We start from the raw sequence: 21,033 nt of genomic DNA, 5'->3' as shown, positions 1-21,033 counted from the left end.
TTTATGTAGAGACTTCTAACACTTCCATATACAAAGAAAATTGAAGTTCCTCTTAATAAATATCCTATGAAATTCCTACCGACGACAAACTGGTACTCAAACAATCATAACTCAATGATATTGAACGAATAGCATTTTTTATTAAGTTTAACTTCTCAACTGAAAAGAATATCATTGACTTCAACTTAAAAACCGATTAAAAACTCAAAAATCTAACAATGAATTTTAAACTAAACCTTCTCATCGCTTTTGCGCTGACCACAACCGCTGTATTTGGGCAAAATAATCCAACTACAAGCTCATCTTCTTCCGAAGATAATGTTATGTACAAACATTCGATTGGAGCATCCCTGTTTATGCTCTATAATTTTTTTCCTGATGCTGCCGACTACTATTTATTGACTTATGGCTACCAGATTGATCAGAAGAATAGAATTTTTGTGGAGTTTAACACCTGGAAATACGAAGAACCACTTGGCACTTACGGAGATTCAGACGAATTATATCCCGGATTTGTACGCGCCTATGGTATTGGTGCCGGTTACCAGCGATTTTTGTGGAAGGGTGTATTTACCACCATCCAGGCCACCCCTTTTATCAAACAATATTACGATGTTAACGATGAAAAAATCCAGAAAGGCTTTCAGTTGTATCTGCAGCTTATTGCCGGTTACCGTTTTGAAATTGCTAAAAAGCGGATTTATATTGAACCTGCTTACGCACTCAAATACTGGCCTGTTGACACCAATTTCCCCGATGATTTTGCACAAGTTGAAAAAGGAGCACCCAAATATATTTTTGAACCAAGCCTGAATTTCGGATTTAAGTTTTAGATTGAGTAAATCCGTGCTAATTGTAAAAACGAGCTCAATATCGGGAGACCACATACGAAAATAAACTCATCGCCCTTTACGGACTATGCTGTTACATATCGGGATTTTGTTCCTCTATTTAGGACTGAAAGTCCGGAACTTTAAAGCGCAGTCCGTTATGGCGATGATGAAATAAATCCTGAACACCAAGCGTAAAAAACTTGTAACTTGAAGCTAGAGGCTAGCAGCTTTTCTGCTAATACTTCTGCAACAACTCCAACAACTTGTGGTCAAGTTTATGGCCATGCCAGTCTTCGTATTCAATGTCTTTTCGTCCGGAATCAAGCAATCCAAAATCGCCTCTGAAATTCCATAAGGCAAAACCTATTTTATTTTCAGCCAGCACGCTGAGCACATCTCCGAACCAACTCAGAAAAACATCGTGTGGTGTTTCGCGCCAGCATCCGCATTCGCCACAATGCACGCCTACCCCATTTTTCACCGCATCGATCCACGGTTTATAAAACTCCTCAATGGTTTCGCGGCTAAAGTTTTTTCCGTCAATCTCGCCCGGCCACACCGGCATTGGCGCATCATCCGGGTTTTCCCATACCCACGGAGCACGGTAATGCGACACATAATGCGGATAGTATCCCCGGCAACTCTGACCAATTTCCAAATCGAAAATCTCAGGAATTACATCGGATCCCACATTGTTTCCGTCGGCAACCACCAAATGGTTCGGATTATAGCTACGAATGGTTTCAAGCGCTGTTTTGGCCACTTTGCGGTACAATGACCCGGGAATTGGTCCGCGCTGCGAAAACTGGTCGTTCATATCTTCACGGGTACAGGGTTCGTTCACCAAATCGAAACTGATCTGCTTGTTGGAATACGAAGCAAAACGTTTAGCCCACATTCCCCAGTGCGCATAAAAAGCTTCCTGCGCCTCATGGTTCTGCCACAAGTTGTAGGGCTCGTTAAAGCCGGCATTCACGCAAAATCCCGGCGCGCGGTGCAGGTTCAAACTTACATGCAGTCCGTGTTTATTGGCCTTGTCAACCAATTGCTGAATGTTGTCCACTTCTTTCTCATCAAAATTCATTACATCATCTGGTGTAATATCTTTTGAAGAATCAAATTTGATGTAGCGCGGATACGCCATCGGGATGCGAACAAAGTTGAATCCCCAGTCGGCCATCCACTTAAAGTCCTCTTCTGTCGAGCCGTTGGAATTACTGCCTCGGGCGGGCGAAAAATAATCCAGCAGGTTAAATCCCCGCCAATGTGGTAAATCATTTGTAATTTGTTGTTGGTGAGCGGACAAAGTGCCCGCCATACTCACTCCGGCAGTTACCAGCCCGGTAGTTTTGATAAAATTTCGTCGTTGCATAGTAGGTTTAAATTGGTTTTACTCTCAAAGATATCAGATTCTGTTAAATTCATTGTTTTTCGGTATTGTTAAATGCGTTCACCACATCACCGCTGTATACGCGGTCTCCTTCCCGACGTAGAGTCGAGACAAGCTCTCCTTATAGGAGAAGAACATTTGTACTATAAATCAAAGTAATTGAAACAACTCAATTTTATTATTTTTAAAGAACTAAAATTTGCTAATTTGGTATCAAAAATTTCTAATTCGGTTATTGAAGTACCACTGTTCTCCTATCTAATTTGTTCTTTTTATTGATTAACCGATGTAGACAATTATTTCGACTAAAAACATCATCCTGAAAAATCATGGTAAAGACTATCATCATTATCGCCTTTTCGCTTTTTACACTTGTTGCTAATTTAAATGCACAGAGGTTAATGGTTAGCCAAAATGGTCGGTATTTGGTAACCGAAAAAGGAGATCCTTTCTTTTGGTTAGGTGATACTGCCTGGGAGCTATTGCACAGATGTGACAGCAATGAGATACATCTATACCTGGAAAAAAGAGCATCTCAGGGCTTCAATGTTGTACAAACAGTTGTTTTGGCTGAGTTGGATGGACTCAACACCCCAAACCCTTATGGAAACACTCCTCTAAAAGACAATGACCCCCGTTATCCAAATGATAGCTATTTTCAACATGTCGACTATGCAATCGCAAAAGCCTCTGAATTGGGGATGTATATTGCATTACTGCCGACATGGGGTGATAAACTCAATAAGAACAGCTGGGGGGAAGGACCAGAGGTGTTTAACTTAGCTAACGCCAGATCATTTGGTGAATATATTGGAGCCAGGTATGCGGATTGCGACAATGTAATCTGGATTATCGGTGGTGACAGAAATCCCCGGGAAGATTCACAGGATGTGGCAATATGGAATGCAATGGCAGAAGGAATCGCATCAATGGCAGGCGGATATGAAAAGACCTTAATGAGCTATCATCCTCAACCAAAAGAAGGCGGAGGTTCTTCTACCTGGTTCCACAATGAGCAATGGCTCGACTTTAACATGCATCAAACAGGACACTGTGCCAATCAAGGTACTTACCTGCATATTAATCACGACTACAATCTTCGTCCAATAAAACCGGTATTGGATGGCGAACCGCTTTACGAAGATCATCCCAATTGTTTTAATGCAAAAGAATTAGGTTACAGTATACCTGACGACATAAGGCGAATAATGTACTGGAATGTATTTGCTGGTGCCTTTGGTCAAACATACGGATGTCATGATGTATGGCAAATGTATAAACCAGATAAAACTCCGGTAAACCAACCCTTACGTCCCTGGCCCGAAGCGCTTGATTTGCCAATGGCGAATCAAATGAAATATTTAAAAAACTTAATGCTCTCGCGGCCTGTCTTAACCCGGATACCTGATCAATCCATGGTTTTGGATTCACAGCCTGAGGATAACAATTATGTTATTGCTACGCGAGATGATAATGGTACTTATGCTATGATTTATTTTCCGACCGGAAAAACAACAGCCCTTGATTTCTCGGAGCTTAGAGGGCCAACTTTTAACAGTTGGTGGTTCGATCCCCGTACCGGAAATTCCTTCGAAGGACCATCAATTGATAAATCAACTAAAACAAAAATAAAACCACCAACGTTCGGTAAAGGACACGATTGGGTGCTGGTTGTGGATTCTGCACAGGAGCTTTATAACAGACCCGGAAAGATGGTTTACCACAAATAATAGTCTCCTCATTTAAGCGTTTAACGTGTCATAAATTTTATGTAATAATCCCAAAAAAAACATAACTTAGAAACCTAAATAAAACTAAACTAACTAATTATGAGAACTTCGATTTTAGTCCTTTTATGCTGCTTTTTTGCTTTTATCACCCATGCACAGCACTCAAAAATAAATGTTGTTGTTATTGGCGCCCACCCCGATGATGCCGACGTTGATGTTGGTGGCACCGCATACCAGTTTGCGCAAATGGGGCACAACGTACTGTTTGTTTCGCTGACCAACGGCGATGCGGGACATTTTAGCAAGGGCGGTGGCGCACTGGCCAAAATAAGGATAAAGGAAGCTGAAGAAGCAGGGAAAAGAATTGGCGTGACGTATAAAGTTTTAGATAACCACGATGCCGAGTTGATGCCAACACTTAAATTACGCCACGATATCATCCGTATCATCCGAAACTGGAATGCCGATGTGGTAATTACACACCGCCCGTACGATTACCACCCCGACCACAGAAATACAGCCATCGCCGTTCAGGATGCAGCTTTCCTGGTAACAGTACCGAATGTGGCTCCCGATGTTGCGGCACTAAAAGTGAATCCGGTATTTTTGTATTCGCACGATAATTTCCAAAAGCCCAATCCTTTTCAACCCGACATTGCTGTTGATATTTCAGCCGTGTACGATAAGAAAGTTTATGGTATGGCCGCGCACGAGTCGCAATTCTTCGAGTGGCTTCCATGGTTGAATGGAGTGCTGGAAGATGTTCCGGATAGTGAGCAAGACCGACTGGAATGGCTGGGAAAAATGCGTTTAATAACCGTCACTCCTGTCATGCGTAAATCGTTGGAGAAATGGTACAACACCGTAACCGCAGAAAAAGCATCGGCAGTAGAAGCCTTTGAAATATGCGAATTCGGCCGGCATCCTTCCGATGAAGAAATACAAAATTTATTTCCGATGTTGGGAAAATAATCTCGAAATCAAAAAACTTGGAAACAGTTTAACATTCTGCTCAATTTCAACCATTGTACGAATCCGGTTAAACGATTTCGAACCCGGCAAGTCTAAATCTGACCAAACTCCTCACGCTAAAACTGAGGAGCAACAGATTTAATTCTTATGACTATTCAATTTTAAAACACTCACTAATGAAAATGATCCTAACTTTTGTAATTGCTTTAATCTTTTCAGTGAATTTGAAAGCACAGGAAACGAAAATTGATAAAAGTAAATACCCACCGCTGGTAACCTTCACGGCAGAGCAGGATCATGCCAACATGATGGAGCAATTGGGAATAAAATCCTTGCGCCCGGGGCCAAGTGGCAACGAATCGGCACCCAACCATGCAAATTATGATGAATCGATAGCTAATCCCTGTCCTGAATTACCAGCCGTTCTGACAACCAACGACGGGGAAAAAGTAAGCACTCCTGAAATGTGGTGGAATAAGCGCCGACCTGAAATAGTTGAAGGTTTCGAGAAGGAAGTTTATGGCCGTCTACCAAAAAATATTCCGGATGTAAAATGGGAGGTTGAAATTACCGATTACGAACGCATCGGATTTACTCCGGTAATTGCCAAAAAAATTGTTGGGCATGTCGACAACAGTGAATATCCCCTGATTAATGTTGACATCAATATGGTTCTTGTGGTGCCGCAAAATGTAAAAGGTCCGGTGCCCGTTTTAATGATGTTCGGTCGTCCTTCATTACCGGCTCCTGCCCAGCCTTCTGCAGAAGATTTAGGCAAAATCAACAAAACATTTAAAGAAGTACTCATAAAAGATAATCCTGAATTGGAAGACGTTTTTAAACGTTACCCGGCATATGAACCGATAAAACGCGAAGATCCGTTTGCTGCTTTTATGCAGCGCCGTGATCAGGAACCTTCTCCTGCCGAACGGTTAATTGCCGCAGGCTGGGGATATCTGACCATTGATCCGGGTAGCATTCAGGCCGACAACGGAGCAGGGCTGACAAGGGGAATAATCGGGTTGGTAAATAAGGGGCAGCCCCGAAAACCGGAAGATTGGGGATCGCTTCGTGCATGGGCATGGGGAGCAGCCCGGGCATTGGACTATCTTGAAACAGATCCGTTGGTGGATGCAAAGAAAGTTGGGATCGAAGGCGTGTCACGTTATGGAAAAGCTGCATTGGTTACACTTGCTTTCGAACCGCGTTTTGCTGTTGGTTTAATAGGCTCTTCAGGTAAAGGAGGTGCCGCTCTTCATCGCAGAGTTTTTGGTGAAGCGGTGGAAAGCCTTACCGGAACAGGTGAATATCACTGGATGGCCGGAAATTATTTAAAATATGGCGCTGAAGAGGCATCTTTTGGCCGGAAAACCGGTTGCGACCTAACGGTAGATTCGCATGAATTAATTGCTCTGTGCGCTCCCCGACTTACCTTCATTAGTTATGGAATTCCGGAGCAGGGCGATGCAAAATGGCTCGATCAAAAAGGAAGTTACATGGCAACCATTGCGGCAGGTTCGGTTTTTAAATTGGTGGGGGCAAAAGATCTGGGAGTTTCAAACGACTATATGACAGAGGAAATGCCCCCTGTATTAAAAGGTTTACTTGACGGACAACTGGCCTGGCGACAACATGATGGTGGCCATACCGATGCTCCAAACTTTGAAACGTTTATTTCCTGGGCCAGTAAGTTCCTTGGTTATGAAAAAGTTCCTGTAATGAGAAGATAAAATACCGCCGAAACCGCTGAAAAAGCAAGCGCCGTTGAAGCTTTTGAAATTTGTGAATTTGGCCGGCATCCTTCTGATGAAGAGATACGAACTTTGTTTCCGATGTTGGGAAAATAATCGAGAATCAACTTAATAGAATTCAACATGAGCAAAAAAGAAGCTGGTAATCATCCCTCCACGTTCGGCAAGCAACTGCAGATAAATCCGGTTTATATAATCGGCGAAATCTTATTGCTGTTCATTATTGGCCTGGGATTCGTCAAATTGGTAACTCCCCTATTTGAAGAGAACCTTATTTTAAAACAAATAGTGGTTTGGTTTGCGAATATTCTGTTGTTGATTTATGTATGGATAGGCCTTAAACTCCGTGGTGAAAGTTGGAAAGAGCTGGGCCTGACTTTTAATTCCCTTTCCTGGAGCGAAGGTTTTAAAACGTTTCTGCTTTCTCTTTTGGTTACAGTTTTGGGCCTGGCAGCCTATATTTTAGGAGGTATTGTTATGGCCGGTATAACAGGCACTCCCGAAACGGCAGACATGGCTGGTTATGATTACCTGAAAAATAATATCGGGATGCTTCTTTTAACCTTAATTGGAGTCTATATTGTTTCTTCTTTTGGTGAGGAAGTCATCTATCGGGCATTTCTGATAAGCAGAATCTCAAAACTGGGGCACGATTCTAAAAAAGCAACAATCGTTGCCGTACTGCTTAGTTCAATTATCTTCGGATTTATTCATTATGATTGGGGATCTGCGGGAATAGTTCAAACAGCATGTATGGGATTAGTTATGGGTATCTGCTATATTAAATTAAAAAGGAGGCTCTGGATCTTGGTTTTAGCACATGCATATATGGACACTATTCTTATGATAGGTGTATACCTGGCAAGCAACTAAAACCGTTAGCCCCGCTGCCAAATTGAAATGATTTGCCAAATAAATTCCGACACTCGCACCGATCTTGCAGTCAGTAAACAATTCGTAAGAATTGAAAATGTCAAACACAAAAAAAGGATTCCGGCAAAGCCAAAATCCTTTTAATTCGTATAGTGTTTTACTCTTAAACAAGCTCAACATTCACGGCGTTCTCGCCTTTTTTGCCCATTTCTTTGTTATACTTTACCTTGTCATTCTCGGTAATTTCATCAATCAAACCTGTGTGGTGAACAAAAATATCTTCACCTGTTTCGTTTGCTGTGATAAAACCATAACCTTTGTCGTTGTTAAAAAACTTTACTGTTCCTTCAATCATAATCGTAATCTTAAAAATTGTATTTATATATATGTGCTTGTTCGTTTATTAATTAACGAACGTATAAGCCATTCCTTTTTTTCCGGCGCGGCCGGTTCTTCCGATACGGTGGATGTAACTATCCATTGTTTGCGGAAGTTGATAATTGATAACATGCGTCACGCCATCCACATCGATACCACGGGCTGCTACATCGGTAGCTACCAAAACCCGCGTTTTACCCATCTTAAACAGGCGTATAGCTTTTGTGCGGTAGTTTTGTGATTTATTCCCGTGTATTACATCCGAATTGATGCCCACTTTGCGGAGCTGCTGACTTATTTTGTCGACATTCCGTTTTGTCTCGGCAAATAGAATCACCCTTTCAAAACCTTCGCCGCTTAATAAATTATAAAGCACCTCAAATTTATTCTCGTTTACCCCAACCCTGATAATATCCTGCTCAACTGTATCAGCGGCATTATTTAAACTGCTTATGTTTATCCGTACAGGGTTTTGAACGAATTGTTTTATGAGATTTTGCTGCGCTTTTTCGTAGGTAGCAGAAAATAACATCGTCTGCTTACGGTTCTTCATCAGTGCAATAATCTTCTTAATATCGTTAATGAATCCCATATCCAGCATGCGGTCGAATTCGTCGAGCACCAATATCGGTGTGTTTCCAAGGCGCAACGTCCCTCTTGAGGTTAAGTCGTTAAGACGGCCTGGAGTACCCACGATCAGGTTTTGTTTTCTCCGGGCTTTGCCCATGTCGGTGTTAACACTGGTTCCGCCAATAAAACAGGCCGAAAACAGTTTGTGCCCCCTGGTTAACGATTTAAATTCATCTTCAACCTGCTGGGCAAGTTCGCGGGTTGGTACAACCACCAAACACGTGGTAGTATCATCAGCCAGCATTTTTTCGATTACCGGAATTAAAAAAGCGCCGGTTTTACCTGTTCCTGTGGCTGCAATACCAATCATGTTACGGCCCGCAATCAAATCGTTTATCGATTTTTGTTGTATTTCGGTTGGTTCCGTGTAGCCCTTCAGGCGGATATTATTTTTTAAACTGTCGCTAAGCGGCATTTCGCTAAAGCTTTGTTCGGCTACAAAAGGAGCCGTTTCAACGCTTACAGCCTGTTTTACCAGTAAATTTGGGTTTATAGTAGAAACGGCTTTCTTTCGTGGAGCGCGATTTCTGCTAATGTTTTTATATCTGTTGTTATTCATGTTCTTTAATTTATTATCCGGCCTATCCGGACAATCGTTTTTGTATTCATTATTATTTTTGGAATATGCTTCAGAAGGAAGTATTAACGCCCTGGCAGTTGGTGCTGCTTAAACAATGGCTGCGGTGTTTTAATTTCCGCACATTGTACTGTCAATAAGGTGTTTTCTGAAACATTGTGGCCCAATAAACTTTTAAGAATATATAAAGGCCGGAGATTCAACATATTGCCATATTTATACGTACGACAATTGTTTTTTATGCTGTATAATTTGTTAACCTGCTTTAATGCTGCGAAATAAAGGGAAACCAGTGATGGTAAGTGTGATAAATTTTTAATAATTCAACTAATTAATTTCTACAATTTCAATTTCAAAGAAATAAGTAAAATTGAAACGTCTTCAGAAAATTATTGTGAACAATTAAACCTGGAACGGATACTGTTGTGCCTTTTTAATGGCAGAATATTTTACTAAACTATGAACTGCTGAATAAAAATCAGCGCTGCAAAGCTACTCAAATAATCCCAACCACCAAATTAAAAAGCATTTAGCCCGAAAATAGCCACCAAAACGTATCATTCTTGTCATTTAATTGACAAAACAACTCCCAATGTTAATTATTTGTGCCTCAACGCTTATTGCGTTTACGATATTATGTTTAGATTTATTGCACTAAAACTTTATACCGTTGAATACACACTCAAATAGAATATTTATACAAAAAGTTGGGTTACATATACGTTAATGTATTCTCTCCCAGACCCCCAATAAAATCAATAGCTACAGCCGCCATATCTTAAGATATCGTGATAATATCCCGAGATAGGATGACAATATCCAAGGCTGGAATGTCGCTAGCCCACTTTTTAAAGGCAAAATTCTTAGATAGAATGTCGATATCCTTGGATATGATATCGCCAGTACTGGATATTGTGTTCACATCCATGTTTTTTGAGGCAATATCCAAAGATATGTATTACATATCCCTGTTTGTCGGGGCAAAAAACAGGGCTACAGGCTTGCCTGCTTCGGATAGAATATTGCTATCTCCTCTGCCGCGTGAAACCCTTCCCCTCTTTTATTCTTTAAAATAGAATTGTAAACGAATTTTCCTTCAAAATTGCGGATCAAACACTTCAAATTTGCATGTTCTTATAGAGTAAAGCTGAATATGTCAGTTTCATAATCAAATAAATACAAAAGGTGGTAAGAAGTTTAAAATGTATTGGAAAAAAATTATATTTGCCCTAAGGACGCAATACAATATTTTATAAAAAGTTAAAAAAGAACAGGGTTTTTACACGTATCACAGTATTTTAATCAGATTTTCGGTACGTGTGGTAAAAGTCTCTTCAAGTTGCAGTCTGTGTAATTTATTGTTTAACTAAAATGAATGTATTATGAAACGAATTTTAGTGGCAGAAGACAACAGATTAATCCTTGAGACAGTTGCGCATAGTTTATCCAGAGAAGGCTATGAAATTATTAAAGCCGTAGATGGGAAAGACTGCCTGACAAAACTCGAAAGCAATGAAGTGGATTTGCTTATTACCGATCTGTACATGCCAAATTTAAATGGACTCGAAGTAATTTCGAAATTAAACGAGGATAATAAAAAGCTAATTCCGGTTATGGTTCTTTCGGCAGCAGGAGCTGAAGAAAGTGTGATGAAAGCTTTTGATCTTGGTGCCGATGATTATATGGTAAAACCTTTTAGCCTGATTGAACTAAATCTTAGGGTAAAAAGATTATTAGCTGCCAGAAAATAATATTTTTGTTTCAATCAGAAACTTGTAATCAATGCGACATATCAGCTTTGCGATTAATCTACTGATCGTAAATAGTTTTATTTTTTTATGTTTCGTTACCTTCCCGCAAGCCGTTCAGGCGAAGCACCTGCTATTTGTACAATCCGAAATTTTAATTCAACAACAGGATACCATCGAAAATTCGGAGGCCGAAAATGAGGTTGTTCCCCTTAGTCAGGAAGCAAGTGGTGAAAATCAGGAATTAAGTTCTGCTGATACCTTTCCCTTAAATAAAACAATTGGTTCAACGGAAAAACAGGAGCTTCTTAAACATTCGGTACTCAATATTTTTGTTTCAGATGAAAAAATTGAGCAATTAAAAAACAAGCTGATTGAGTACGGCAAAAATCATTTACCGTCAAAAGTCAGAAAGGTTTACCTCGATATAATTGAAAAAGTTTTTGATTATTCCATACTGCTACTTTTCGCTGCACTCATTTTATTCTTTATCGCAAACATTGCATTTGTGCTGTTAACGTTAAGATTTACCATCAAAAGAAAAAACCAAAAGGAACGGTTCGAACGGATTTATGGGAAAATGTACGAAGAGGTGGTTATGGATTACATTTTCGGAAACATTGATTGGGAAAAAGCACTGATTAAACTCAAAAAAATTAGAAACAAAGCCAACCGCAGAATTCTAATCTCGGTTCTTATGAATTTCAAGGCCAACTTTAAGGGCGAGCTCGAAAGTTTTATTCCTGAGATTTATTTGAAATTAAATCTGCAAAAAGATTCGCTTAAACTGGCCAAATCAAGATACAGCCATAAAAAGGTTAAGGGAATAATGGAGCTCACTCACCTTTATCCGCAGGGTGCAAAAGGATTGATTAAAACCCTGATTAACGACACTAACGATTACGTACGCACAGAAGCACAAATTGCATATGTTACCTTAAACGCCGATAGACCGTTTAGTTTTTTCGATAACCTTAAACAACCCTTTGCCAAATGGGCGCAATTGTCGGTGTTTTACCTCATACGCCTAAACCAGATACCGGTGCCTGCTTTTGCCCGCTACCTGTCTTTTAAACATTACAATATCCGGAATTTCAGCTTGAAAATGATTACTTTTTTTCAGCAACTTGAGGATGTTTCGGAAGTGATTAAAATGGTGGAGAGCGACATGGAAGAGACGCGATTTCTGGCCTACAAAGCCATTAACGACCTGCGCTTGTACGACAGCCGCGAGTTGATAAAAAAGAAATTTGATGGCGAAACAAACCGAAATAAACTCGAAATTCTGAAGGCATTTAAAAATATTGGCGATACCGATGATTTTGCTTTTCTTGAGGAGGTAATGAAAACCGGTTCAACATCGCTAAAGCTTGAGGCATGCCGCTCGGTGTATTACATGGGGCAGGAGAGCAGACAAATAATTACTCAGCACACAAAAGAAGAAATACCGGAGCTTGAACTATTATTGGCTCATGTAAAGGATCCGCGGAATTAATTTATGGGAATTGTAAGAACTATAATAGAATCGTTATTTCTGATTTATACCATCGGTATTTTCAGTTTTTATTTTTGGCTTGCTATTGTTTCGGCTAGGGAATTGATACGAAATGTTCGCGAAGCCAGAACCACCAACTTCGATGCGCTTCTGTCATCTCCTTTTGCTCCGAAAATTTCGCTGTTGGCACCGGCATACAACGAATCGCTTACCATTGTCGACAACATAAAAGCACTGCTTGGGCTGTATTACCAGAATTTCGAGATAATTGTTATTAACGATGGCAGCAAAGACGATTCGCTGGAGAAAACAATTGCCGCGTTTGATCTCGAGAAAGTACCTTTTGCGATTGATTATCAGATTCAGTGCCAGGAGATTCTTGGTGTGTATAAATCGCGTGCAAAGGCCTACTCAAACCTCACCGTGGTTGATAAACGCAACGGCGGAAAAGCCGATGCGCTAAATGCAGGTATAAACATTGCCAAAGGTGATTATTTTATTTCAATTGATGTGGATTCGATTATCGATCCGCATGCCCTGAAAAAGCTGATAAAACCCTTCCTCGAAGCCAGCGATAAAAAGGTAATTGCGGCAGGTGGTGTAATTCAGATTGCCAATTCGTGTGTAATCGAAAACGGGCAGTTGGTGGAAGTAAATGTTCCCGACAAACTTATTCCCCGTTTCCAGGTCATCGAATACAGCCGTTCGTTTCTGATGGGAAGGCTGGCCTGGAGCCGCCTCGATGGTCTGTTGCTGATATCAGGGGCACTGGGTCTTTTCGACAAGGAGGTGGTTATAAACTGCGGAGGCTACTACACGAAAACCGTTGGCGAAGATATGGAGTTGGTGGTACGCATGCGTAAATACATGGCCAACCAGGGGATAAAATACAAGGTAGTTTATATATCCGATCCCTTGTGCTGGACCGAAGCTCCTTCAACACTGAAAGTACTCGGATCACAGCGAAACAGGTGGACACGCGGCACCATTGATACCATAATGCTGCACCGCGATATTTTTATGAATCCGAAGTTTGGTTTTATGGGTATGGTATCGCACCCCTATTGGGTGTTTTTCGAATGGCTGGCCCCGATTGTTGAATTTTTAGGCATATCTTATTTCATTACCATAGCCTTGCTTGGGCTGGCCGACTGGTCGTTTTTTTATGTGATGTTTGGTTTTATTTACTTTTTTGCAATTATGATTTCGACCTATGCCATCCTTTTCGACCATCTTTCATACAACCGCTACAAGAAAAAACGAATGATAATAAAGTTGCTGATGACAACCTGGCTCGAACCGTTCATCTACCATCCTTTAATTGTGTATTGGGGACTGCGGGGGAACTACGATTATTTCATAAAAAAGAAAAAATCGTGGGGAAAAATGACACGTGCCGGCTTTGACATTTCGAAACAAAAAAAATAAAATACAGTGAGGAAGAATCGATTGTATTTCCAAATAGTAAGTGTACTTTTTATTTTGCTGGCCACGGGAACAGCGGGTATTCTGCAGGCACAAACCTTTGATGAGGCCCGGAACTTTGCCTTTAACGGTGAACGGGAAAAAGCCCGTAGCATTTGCCGTCAGATTCTTACCGAAGGTTTTAATTCGGATGTGGCCTTATTGATGGGACGTACCTATGCCTGGGATGGAATGTACGATTCGGCAAGAGTGGTATTACAGGAGGTTTTAATACAGCGCCCCGAAAATATGGAAGCCTACGATGCGCTTTCGGATGTTGAGTTTTGGGCGGATGACAATGCAAAAGCTATTGAATATTGCAACGCAGCCTTAAAGCAGGAGCCCGAATCGTCGAAGTTTGCATTGAAAAAAGCCCGGATACTATACAGCGATAAGCAATACGAGGAAGCAGTTGATGTGCTGGAAACCTACCTGCATAAAAACCCGGGAGAACCCGATTTTCTGCTCAAGTTAAAAGAATACCGGCTCGACCTGATGAAAAACAGAATCAGGCTGGTGTACACTTTCGATAACTTTAACAGCGAATTTAACCGCGATCCCTGGCATTTTCTGGCCCTGTCGTACGGGCGAAAAACCAAACTGGGATCTGTTATTGCACGTTTGAATTACGCCAATCGTTTCGATTCAAACGGGCTGCAGTTTGAAATAGATGCTTACCCGAAAATTGGCGAAGACAATTATGCCTACGTAAATTACGGGTACTCGTCGGATGCGCTTTTCCCGGGAAACCGTTTTGGTTTTGAGTTGTACCACAACTTTCCAAATGCCTGGGAAGGTTCGCTGGGAATGCGCTACCTCGATTTTAGTTCTTCGGGAGTTGACATTTATACCGCTACTCTTGGAAAATATGTGGGGAATTACTGGATTTCGCTGCGATCGTACGTTACGCCTGATTCTGACGGAACTTCGGTTTCCGGGGCTTTATCGGTACGTCGCTATTTCGCCGATTCTGAAAATTATTTGGGACTTAAACTAAGTTATGGTGTTTCGCCCGACGATAACAGGAAACCAATAGATACAGAACAGAACCTGACCTTAAAAACCAGGGCGGTAAGGGCGGAATACAACCGCTTAATTAAAAAATTATGGATTGTAAGTGCCGGATTTAATATTGGCAGCGAACAACTGGAACCCGGAAATTATTCGGGCTACTATTCGTTCGATATAGGTTTTTCGAGGTTGTTCTAATAGAGATTTAAATGGGGAAAATTACCGATATATTTGGCTTGCTTGTACGCACATTAAGGCGTTTTATCAGCCTGAGTTTTATTCTGGCCGTGATGTTTTTGCTCGTGCGTTTACACGAGATGGTAATCCTCTCCAATTACCACAACTATCCACCGGGGAGTTTTAGTACGCTGCTTTTCGGAATAAAATACGACATCATCCTCTACCTTAGGGTTTCAGCCGTACTCATGATTCCTTTTTTACTGCTGGGTTTGTTCAGCCAAAGGGCGGCACGTGTTTTTTTTATTTCCGCTTCGGTATTATTGGTGTTGGGCGATATGCTGCTGCTGAAGTACTTCTCTGCCGCAGGTGTTCCGCTGGGCGCCGATTTGTTTGCCTATTCCATCGATGAAATCACCCAAACCGTGCAAAGTTCGGGCGAGATGAATGTGTGGCCATTTATTTTTATGACCCTCTTTTTGGTTTACATGGTGCGGGTTTTTATAAAACATGTTTACTACAAACTAAAACCGTGGATGCTCTTTATTATTTCGGCAGCCATGTTTTTGTCATTGGCTCCGCTCGGATTTTTAAAACCACAACCTTCTGATTTTGAAAACGAATTTTCGCTTTATGCAGCCACCAACAAACTCAACTTTTTTAGCGAAAGTGTACTAAAGCGTTATGTCTTCAACGAGCAGATGGACAAACAAACCTACACTTTTAAAACAAATGTGGCCTCTGTTGATGGTTCTTTTACTTACCTCGACGAAGACTACCCTTTCCTCCACCAAGAAACAACACCCGATGTTTTGGGTAAATACTTTGAACCACTGGAAACCAAGCCGAACATTGTTTTTATTATTGTTGAAAGTCTTGGCCGGGCATACAGTGGCGAAGATGCTTACCTGGGCAGTTTTACGCCCTTTTTGGATTCGCTGATGGATAAAAGTTTGTATTGGGAAAACAGTTTAAGCACCTCGGGCCGAACCTTTGCGGTGCTTCCGTCAACCCTGGCTTCGCTTCCTTTTGGCGACCGCGGTTTTAACGAGCTCGGCGAAGATATGCCCGATCATTTAAGCCTGATGAGTATTTTGAAAACCCAGGCCGATTATACAAGTTCGTTTACCTACGGTGGTGAAGCGCATTTCGACAACATGGATGTTTTCCTGAAACGGCAGGGGATCGATAAAATTATTGACAATACCGGTTTTGGCGCGGGTTATGAAAAAATGCCGGCCTCTTCCAGCGGTTTTTCCTGGGGATTTGGCGACAAAGAAATTTTCAGACGTTATATCGATCAAATGAAAGCCGACACTGCAAGTGCGCGAATGGATGTTATTCTTACGCTGGCGATGCACAGTCCTTTTGTAGTTGAAAACCAGGAATATTACCTCTCGAAATTTAACGAGCGAATGGAAGAATTGAAACTTCCGGAAAAAACAGAAGCTTTTAACCGTCATTATGAAAAACAGTTTTCTACGGTGCTGTATTTTGATGATGCCCTCAGGTATTTCTTTAGTGAATTTAGGAAGCTACCTTCGTTTAACAACACCATTTTTGTAATTACGGGCGACCACCGTATGCCGGAAATCCCGATAAGTACGCAGCTCGACAGGTTTCATGTGCCGCTGGTAATTTATTCGCCTATGATTAATAAACCGGCTAAATTCTCATCCCTTGTTACGCATTTCGACATTACACCTTCGTTACTTGCCCTGCTGGATGCCGATAGTATCATTTCGCGACCCAAGGCAGCAGCATGGATCGGGCATGGCCTCGACGACGAAGAAGAATTCAGGGTTGCGAATTCCTATCCCCTGATGCGAAACAAAAACGAAATCCTTGATTATATCGACGGCGAGCGAATGTTGGCCAACAAAGAAATTTACCAGATTTACGAGAACATGGACATCGAGACCGTTAATGAGCCCGATCAGGAAAAAGAACTGGAAGCTGAACTCAATAATTTCCTGTTAAAGAATGATTATGCCTGCAAAAACAATAAACTTATTCCCGATTCGCTGAAAGTATATACTTACCGCGGGCAATAAGCATAACGACACTGCTTAAGCGAACATAAAACAATTTTGGTGTTGCAAAAACGATACCCGGGATTCGGATAATTGTAGCCATTCCTTCATTCCATTGAGCTTCTCATTTCCCAACAATCAATTGCAACGTGGAGCATTTTGATTATTTTCTGATTTTTGATCAAGTTTTGATCTTTTAAACTATTTTTAAGCCAAAGAAACCAAATACTGAGAAGTACAATGAAAACAATTGGTTCTAAAACCGCTGCCCAAAACGATTTATAAAGTTTAATAATATCGCCCCGGAAATGTATTTTTATCCAGACTGCCGTTAGGCAACATAAACAACAAAAAATGAAACTAAAACTTACACTAATTCTGATTTTTTGCGTCACCATTTCCTTTGCCCAAAAAGAAGTAATAAATGAAGCGAATAAACTTATTGAATTAAAAAAATACGAATCGGCATATAAGCTGCTGGACAATGCCGATCCGAATAATGAAAAACCGGAAATTGCAATTGCAAAAACCAATCTGGTGTTAAACTACTATGTTACGACTAAAATGCACCAGATTTTTGCATTAAAAGACTTAAACCCGAACGAGGAACTAGCAGCTGTTCGTGAAAGTGAAGGTAATTTTTCCAACTACAAATTTTCGCCAAATACGGTATTGCCCGACCTGATTGAGAAATACCCGGACAATTATGAGTTGCAAAAAGAATTAGGGAATTTCTATCATGAGATTCATTTAAAATACGATGATAACTGGTTATTGCCGGATTCGGTTTTGGTTGACAAATTTAAAAGCTATTACCTGACTGCCTATAAAAAAGGAGTGTTCGACTCCTGGTCGGCTTATGGTATTGGTTATGCCTGTCTTATCAACCTCGATTACGAAGCATCTATTCCATTTTTTAAAAAATCGATCGAACTAAACAGCAAAGACCCTTACAGTAATTACAATCTTGCCTATGCCTATTTATACACCGATCAAACTGAAAAAGGCATCGAAAGTGCAAAAAAAGCATTGGATCTGTATAACGATGCTGAAAATAAGTCGAATGTGGCCAGAATGATTGCCGTAATGTACCTGGAGCTTGAGGATACGGTAAATGCCATGGAATATTACAAAAAATCTGATGCCATTCAACCCGGTAATTATTCCACTGTAAAAGCATTGCTTGAGTTGGAAATGGCACTGAATACGGAAGCTTACAGGGAGCGCACAAAGCAGTTGTTCTTAATAGCTCCGGAAGCTCCAATAATTTATCAAGACCTGATGACATTTTACTGGAGTAATAATAAACCCGACGAGTTGCTTCAGTTCTTTTCAGATCAAACCAGCGACTATTCTGCCGATTATACAGTAAGCGGAAATTTAAAATTCTATACCGCTTTAGTTCAACATGACAAAAAAGATTTTAAGAACGCCAAATTGAATTTCCGCTTGGCAAAAGAAGCTTACGAAAAAGTATTTGCCGCTGATCATCAGGTGTTCAAAGTAATTGAATCGTATAACAATAAATTGGCAAACTACGGTTCCTAAACGTTTTATTTTTGTTGCGGAATTTGTGCAGGGTGCTGTCGTTTCTTGTTTGTGAAGGTAAAGAACGCTATTCCATTCCGAATTGCGATCCGGTAAAATATTTCTATCTTATCGTGGCCTAAAACCTACAATTATGAAACATCTAGCACTTGTCATTTTCTGCCTTGGTTTATCCTCCTTACTTTTTGCCCAGTCGCCAAAATTAAAAACCAGTTTAAATGCCTACTCCTTTAATCACCTTCTTTCGGAAGGGCAAATGAACCTTGACGAGCTGCTGGAATTTTGTGCTGAAACCGGATTCGATGCGGTGGATTTAACCGCCTACTATTTCCCCGGCTACCCTGCCGTTCCCTCCAACGAGGTGCTTTACAGCGTTAAACGAAAAGCCCATGAACTGGGTCTGGAGATAAGTGGTACCGGAGTTCGTAACGATTTTACCAGTGGCGACCCGAAGGCACTGGAAGAAAACATTCAACTGGTGAAAAACTGGATAATTGCTGCCGAAAAACTGGGCGCACCGGTTCTGCGCATTTTCGCCGGACAGTCAAATCCGGGGCAGTTCGAAAACCAGGAGATTTTTAATTCGATGATTGCTGCCATCCGCGAGTGCGTTGAGTTTGGTGCCGAGCATGGAGTAATCGTTGCCATCCAAAACCATTGGCAGTTTATTAAAACATCAGATCATGTTCTACAACTATTTGAAGAGATTCATTCCGAATGGTTTGGGCTGGTTCTTGATGTGGGAAGTTATCGTTTGGGCGACCCCTACCAACAGATTGAAGCAAGCATACCCTACGCCGTAAACTGGCAGTTAAAAGAAATGGTGTATGTTAACGGCGAACCGGTAAAAACCGACCTTGAGCGGATTATGCATATCATTAAAGCATCGTCATATCGCGGATACGTTCCTATCGAAACACTGGGAGAAGGAGATTACAAACAGAAAGTAAAAACCTTTTACCAGGAAGTTACCAACCAACTACACCTTGTAAACGGCCAGTAGGAAATAAAACGTCCCCCATTGAAGTCTCCCGGGCCTCCGCTACCGCCCGAATCACCGCTATCGCGCGAATCCCTTCGCGTGGTATAATGTTACTTCTGTTTTTTGCATTTTCACCCGTCCCTGCAGACAATTTTGCTCTGCGAGGGACTAATAACATCACGCGAGGGACTAATATAATAATGCGAGGTAGTTTTATTTAGGTGCGAGGGACTAATATTTACCTACGAGGTAATTATATACACGTGCGAGGTAACCTCGCATCCCTTTTTTTGTCCCTCGCATCTGTTTATTTATTCCTCGCACCTTATTATTTATCCCTCGCATGCATATAAATATCCCTCGCACTCTATTACGAGTACCTCGCATTATAATATTTAATACAATGACTGGGTTTAGCCAGCAGAATTGCTTTTGCGTTGATCCTTTTGCTTCCAGAATTGGCTAACATAACCCACATAGCGGTCTTTTCGGTGGCGGAAGACATACTGGCCGGCCGCGCGGATTTCCGATACTTGTTGATGCAAGGTCCAGAACGCCTTATTACGCGCAACTGCCGTTTCATTTAAACGGGCATTTTCGTTTTTAGTCTGTGCCCACAAACCGGCCAACTCTTTCGATTTTGCCGTTGCCGTATTGAGCAAGTCCATATCAAATCCAAAAGCCGTAAGCAATTGACTGTGTTTCTGCCCCAGTAGCGCCAAATCATTCAGGTCCTGAATAAGATTTGCATAGCTGTTACCTTTTGTAATATATTTTAGCCGGACTAATAAATCGGGATTATTCCGAAAGGCAAAACGCAAGGCACGTATCAATTCGGCCTCTAATTTACTGGCCTCCGGCTGCTGTAATTTCCATTGCACCTGTGCTTCGCCCGGAGTTTGTAGTTTCTTTTTCCATAGCGTTTGGGCATCACGACAGGCTTTAATATTTTCCGGCAATGTGTTAATCAGTTCCACATCAACTCCGGCCTTTACCAACTCAGGTATATCATCAATACACCATACATAAAGGTTTTCGGCCTCCTGCAAAAACGAAGCAACAGGTTGGTTGGGGCGCGACGATTTTATTTCGTCAGGTTGGGTTGTTTGTTTGATTGTTGGCATTTTTTTCGATTTGGGTGAATCAATATCTTTTTGTTAAGCACAAGATAGTTTAGATTTGATAAAAAGGCAAATTGCTTTATCAGCCGATATATTATAAAATCACGCCCTCGTAGTCAACTCTTTTAAATAGTGTTAAAACGCCACTATTTTCAGGCTTAACCCGAACATTTTCTCCCGCTTTTTGTGTTAGGTACTGAGCCGGCTCAAACAACGGGCCACAGCAATTTAAAAGAAACAATGCAAATCAAGGTTTGAAAATAGTACAGTGAAATGCTGATTTTCTCCCTTTTTCACCTCGATAATGAAGGAAGAAAGCG

The 21,033-nt window shown here is 41.2% G+C and carries 16 protein-coding genes; 12 read left to right on the top strand and 4 right to left on the bottom strand.

Annotation, left to right across the window (positions count from 1 at the left end):
- Positions 1-218: 218 nt before the first annotated feature.
- Positions 219-833, top strand: coding sequence for a hypothetical protein (locus G4420_RS20285; RefSeq protein ID WP_163325777.1), 615 nt, complete (start codon positions 219-221; stop codon positions 831-833).
- Positions 834-1,068: 235 nt separating this feature from the next.
- On the opposite strand, the gene G4420_RS20280 is transcribed toward G4420_RS20285, so the two are convergent.
- Positions 1,069-2,205, bottom strand: a complete 1,137-nt coding sequence (locus G4420_RS20280; RefSeq protein WP_163325776.1) for a cellulase family glycosylhydrolase — start codon at positions 2,203-2,205, stop codon at positions 1,069-1,071.
- A 347-nt stretch (positions 2,206-2,552) separates the two neighbouring features.
- Between G4420_RS20280 and G4420_RS20275 the strand changes: the two genes are divergently transcribed.
- The 4 genes from G4420_RS20275 (at position 2,553) to G4420_RS20260 (ending at position 7,549) form a co-directional block, all read left to right on the top strand.
- Positions 2,553-3,953: a glycoside hydrolase family 140 protein gene (locus G4420_RS20275; RefSeq protein WP_163325775.1), complete on the top strand. Its 1,401-nt coding sequence runs from the start codon at positions 2,553-2,555 to the stop codon at positions 3,951-3,953.
- 99 nt (positions 3,954-4,052) lie between these two features.
- Positions 4,053-4,925, top strand: a complete 873-nt coding sequence (locus G4420_RS20270; protein ID WP_163325774.1) for a PIG-L deacetylase family protein — start codon at positions 4,053-4,055, stop codon at positions 4,923-4,925.
- Between the two features lie 176 nt (positions 4,926-5,101).
- Positions 5,102-6,655, top strand: a complete 1,554-nt coding sequence (locus G4420_RS20265) for a glucuronyl esterase domain-containing protein (RefSeq protein WP_163325773.1) — start codon at positions 5,102-5,104, stop codon at positions 6,653-6,655.
- A 144-nt stretch (positions 6,656-6,799) separates the two neighbouring features.
- Entirely contained in the window at positions 6,800-7,549 is a 750-nt protein-coding gene (locus G4420_RS20260; RefSeq protein WP_163325772.1) for a CPBP family intramembrane glutamic endopeptidase, read from the top strand.
- A 163-nt stretch (positions 7,550-7,712) separates the two neighbouring features.
- Here G4420_RS20260 and G4420_RS20255 read toward each other — a convergent pair whose 3' ends face one another.
- Complete coding sequence (locus G4420_RS20255) at positions 7,713-7,904, bottom strand: cold-shock protein (RefSeq protein WP_038563374.1); 192 nt, start codon at positions 7,902-7,904, stop codon at positions 7,713-7,715.
- Between the two features lie 48 nt (positions 7,905-7,952).
- Positions 7,953-9,116 carry a DEAD/DEAH box helicase gene (locus G4420_RS20250; protein WP_163325771.1) on the bottom strand — a complete coding sequence of 388 codons (1,164 nt, stop codon included), beginning with the start codon at positions 9,114-9,116 and terminating at the stop codon, positions 7,953-7,955.
- A 1,400-nt stretch (positions 9,117-10,516) separates the two neighbouring features.
- Here G4420_RS20250 and G4420_RS20245 point away from each other — a divergent pair.
- The 7 genes from G4420_RS20245 (at position 10,517) to G4420_RS20215 (ending at position 19,613) form a co-directional block, all read left to right on the top strand.
- Complete coding sequence (locus tag G4420_RS20245; RefSeq protein ID WP_163325770.1) at positions 10,517-10,885, top strand: response regulator transcription factor; 369 nt, start codon at positions 10,517-10,519, stop codon at positions 10,883-10,885.
- A gap of 31 nt (positions 10,886-10,916) precedes the next feature.
- Complete coding sequence (locus G4420_RS20240; RefSeq protein ID WP_163325769.1) at positions 10,917-12,377, top strand: hypothetical protein; 1,461 nt, start codon at positions 10,917-10,919, stop codon at positions 12,375-12,377.
- A gap of 3 nt (positions 12,378-12,380) precedes the next feature.
- Complete coding sequence (locus tag G4420_RS20235; protein ID WP_163325768.1) at positions 12,381-13,805, top strand: glycosyltransferase family 2 protein; 1,425 nt, start codon at positions 12,381-12,383, stop codon at positions 13,803-13,805.
- A 6-nt stretch (positions 13,806-13,811) separates the two neighbouring features.
- Complete coding sequence (locus tag G4420_RS20230; RefSeq protein ID WP_163325767.1) at positions 13,812-15,050, top strand: YaiO family outer membrane beta-barrel protein; 1,239 nt, start codon at positions 13,812-13,814, stop codon at positions 15,048-15,050.
- A gap of 11 nt (positions 15,051-15,061) precedes the next feature.
- Positions 15,062-17,083, top strand: coding sequence for an LTA synthase family protein (locus tag G4420_RS20225; RefSeq protein WP_163325766.1), 2,022 nt, complete (start codon positions 15,062-15,064; stop codon positions 17,081-17,083).
- A gap of 333 nt (positions 17,084-17,416) precedes the next feature.
- Complete coding sequence (locus G4420_RS20220) at positions 17,417-18,610, top strand: tetratricopeptide repeat protein (protein ID WP_163325765.1); 1,194 nt, start codon at positions 17,417-17,419, stop codon at positions 18,608-18,610.
- A gap of 133 nt (positions 18,611-18,743) precedes the next feature.
- A complete protein-coding gene (locus G4420_RS20215) occupies positions 18,744-19,613 on the top strand; it encodes a sugar phosphate isomerase/epimerase family protein (protein ID WP_163325764.1) in 870 nt (289 codons plus the stop codon).
- Positions 19,614-20,005: 392 nt separating this feature from the next.
- Here the strand turns inward: G4420_RS20215 and G4420_RS20210 are convergent, their stop codons facing one another.
- Entirely contained in the window at positions 20,006-20,716 is a 711-nt protein-coding gene (locus tag G4420_RS20210) for a hypothetical protein (protein WP_163325763.1), read from the bottom strand.
- Positions 20,717-21,033: the final 317 nt, after the last annotated feature.

The sequence above is a fragment of the Draconibacterium mangrovi genome (assembly GCF_010586825.1).
Taxonomy (GTDB): domain Bacteria; phylum Bacteroidota; class Bacteroidia; order Bacteroidales; family Prolixibacteraceae; genus Draconibacterium; species Draconibacterium mangrovi.
The sequence above is the reverse complement of the archived record's forward strand: the minus strand, read 5'-3'. Positions and strand labels throughout refer to the sequence as shown.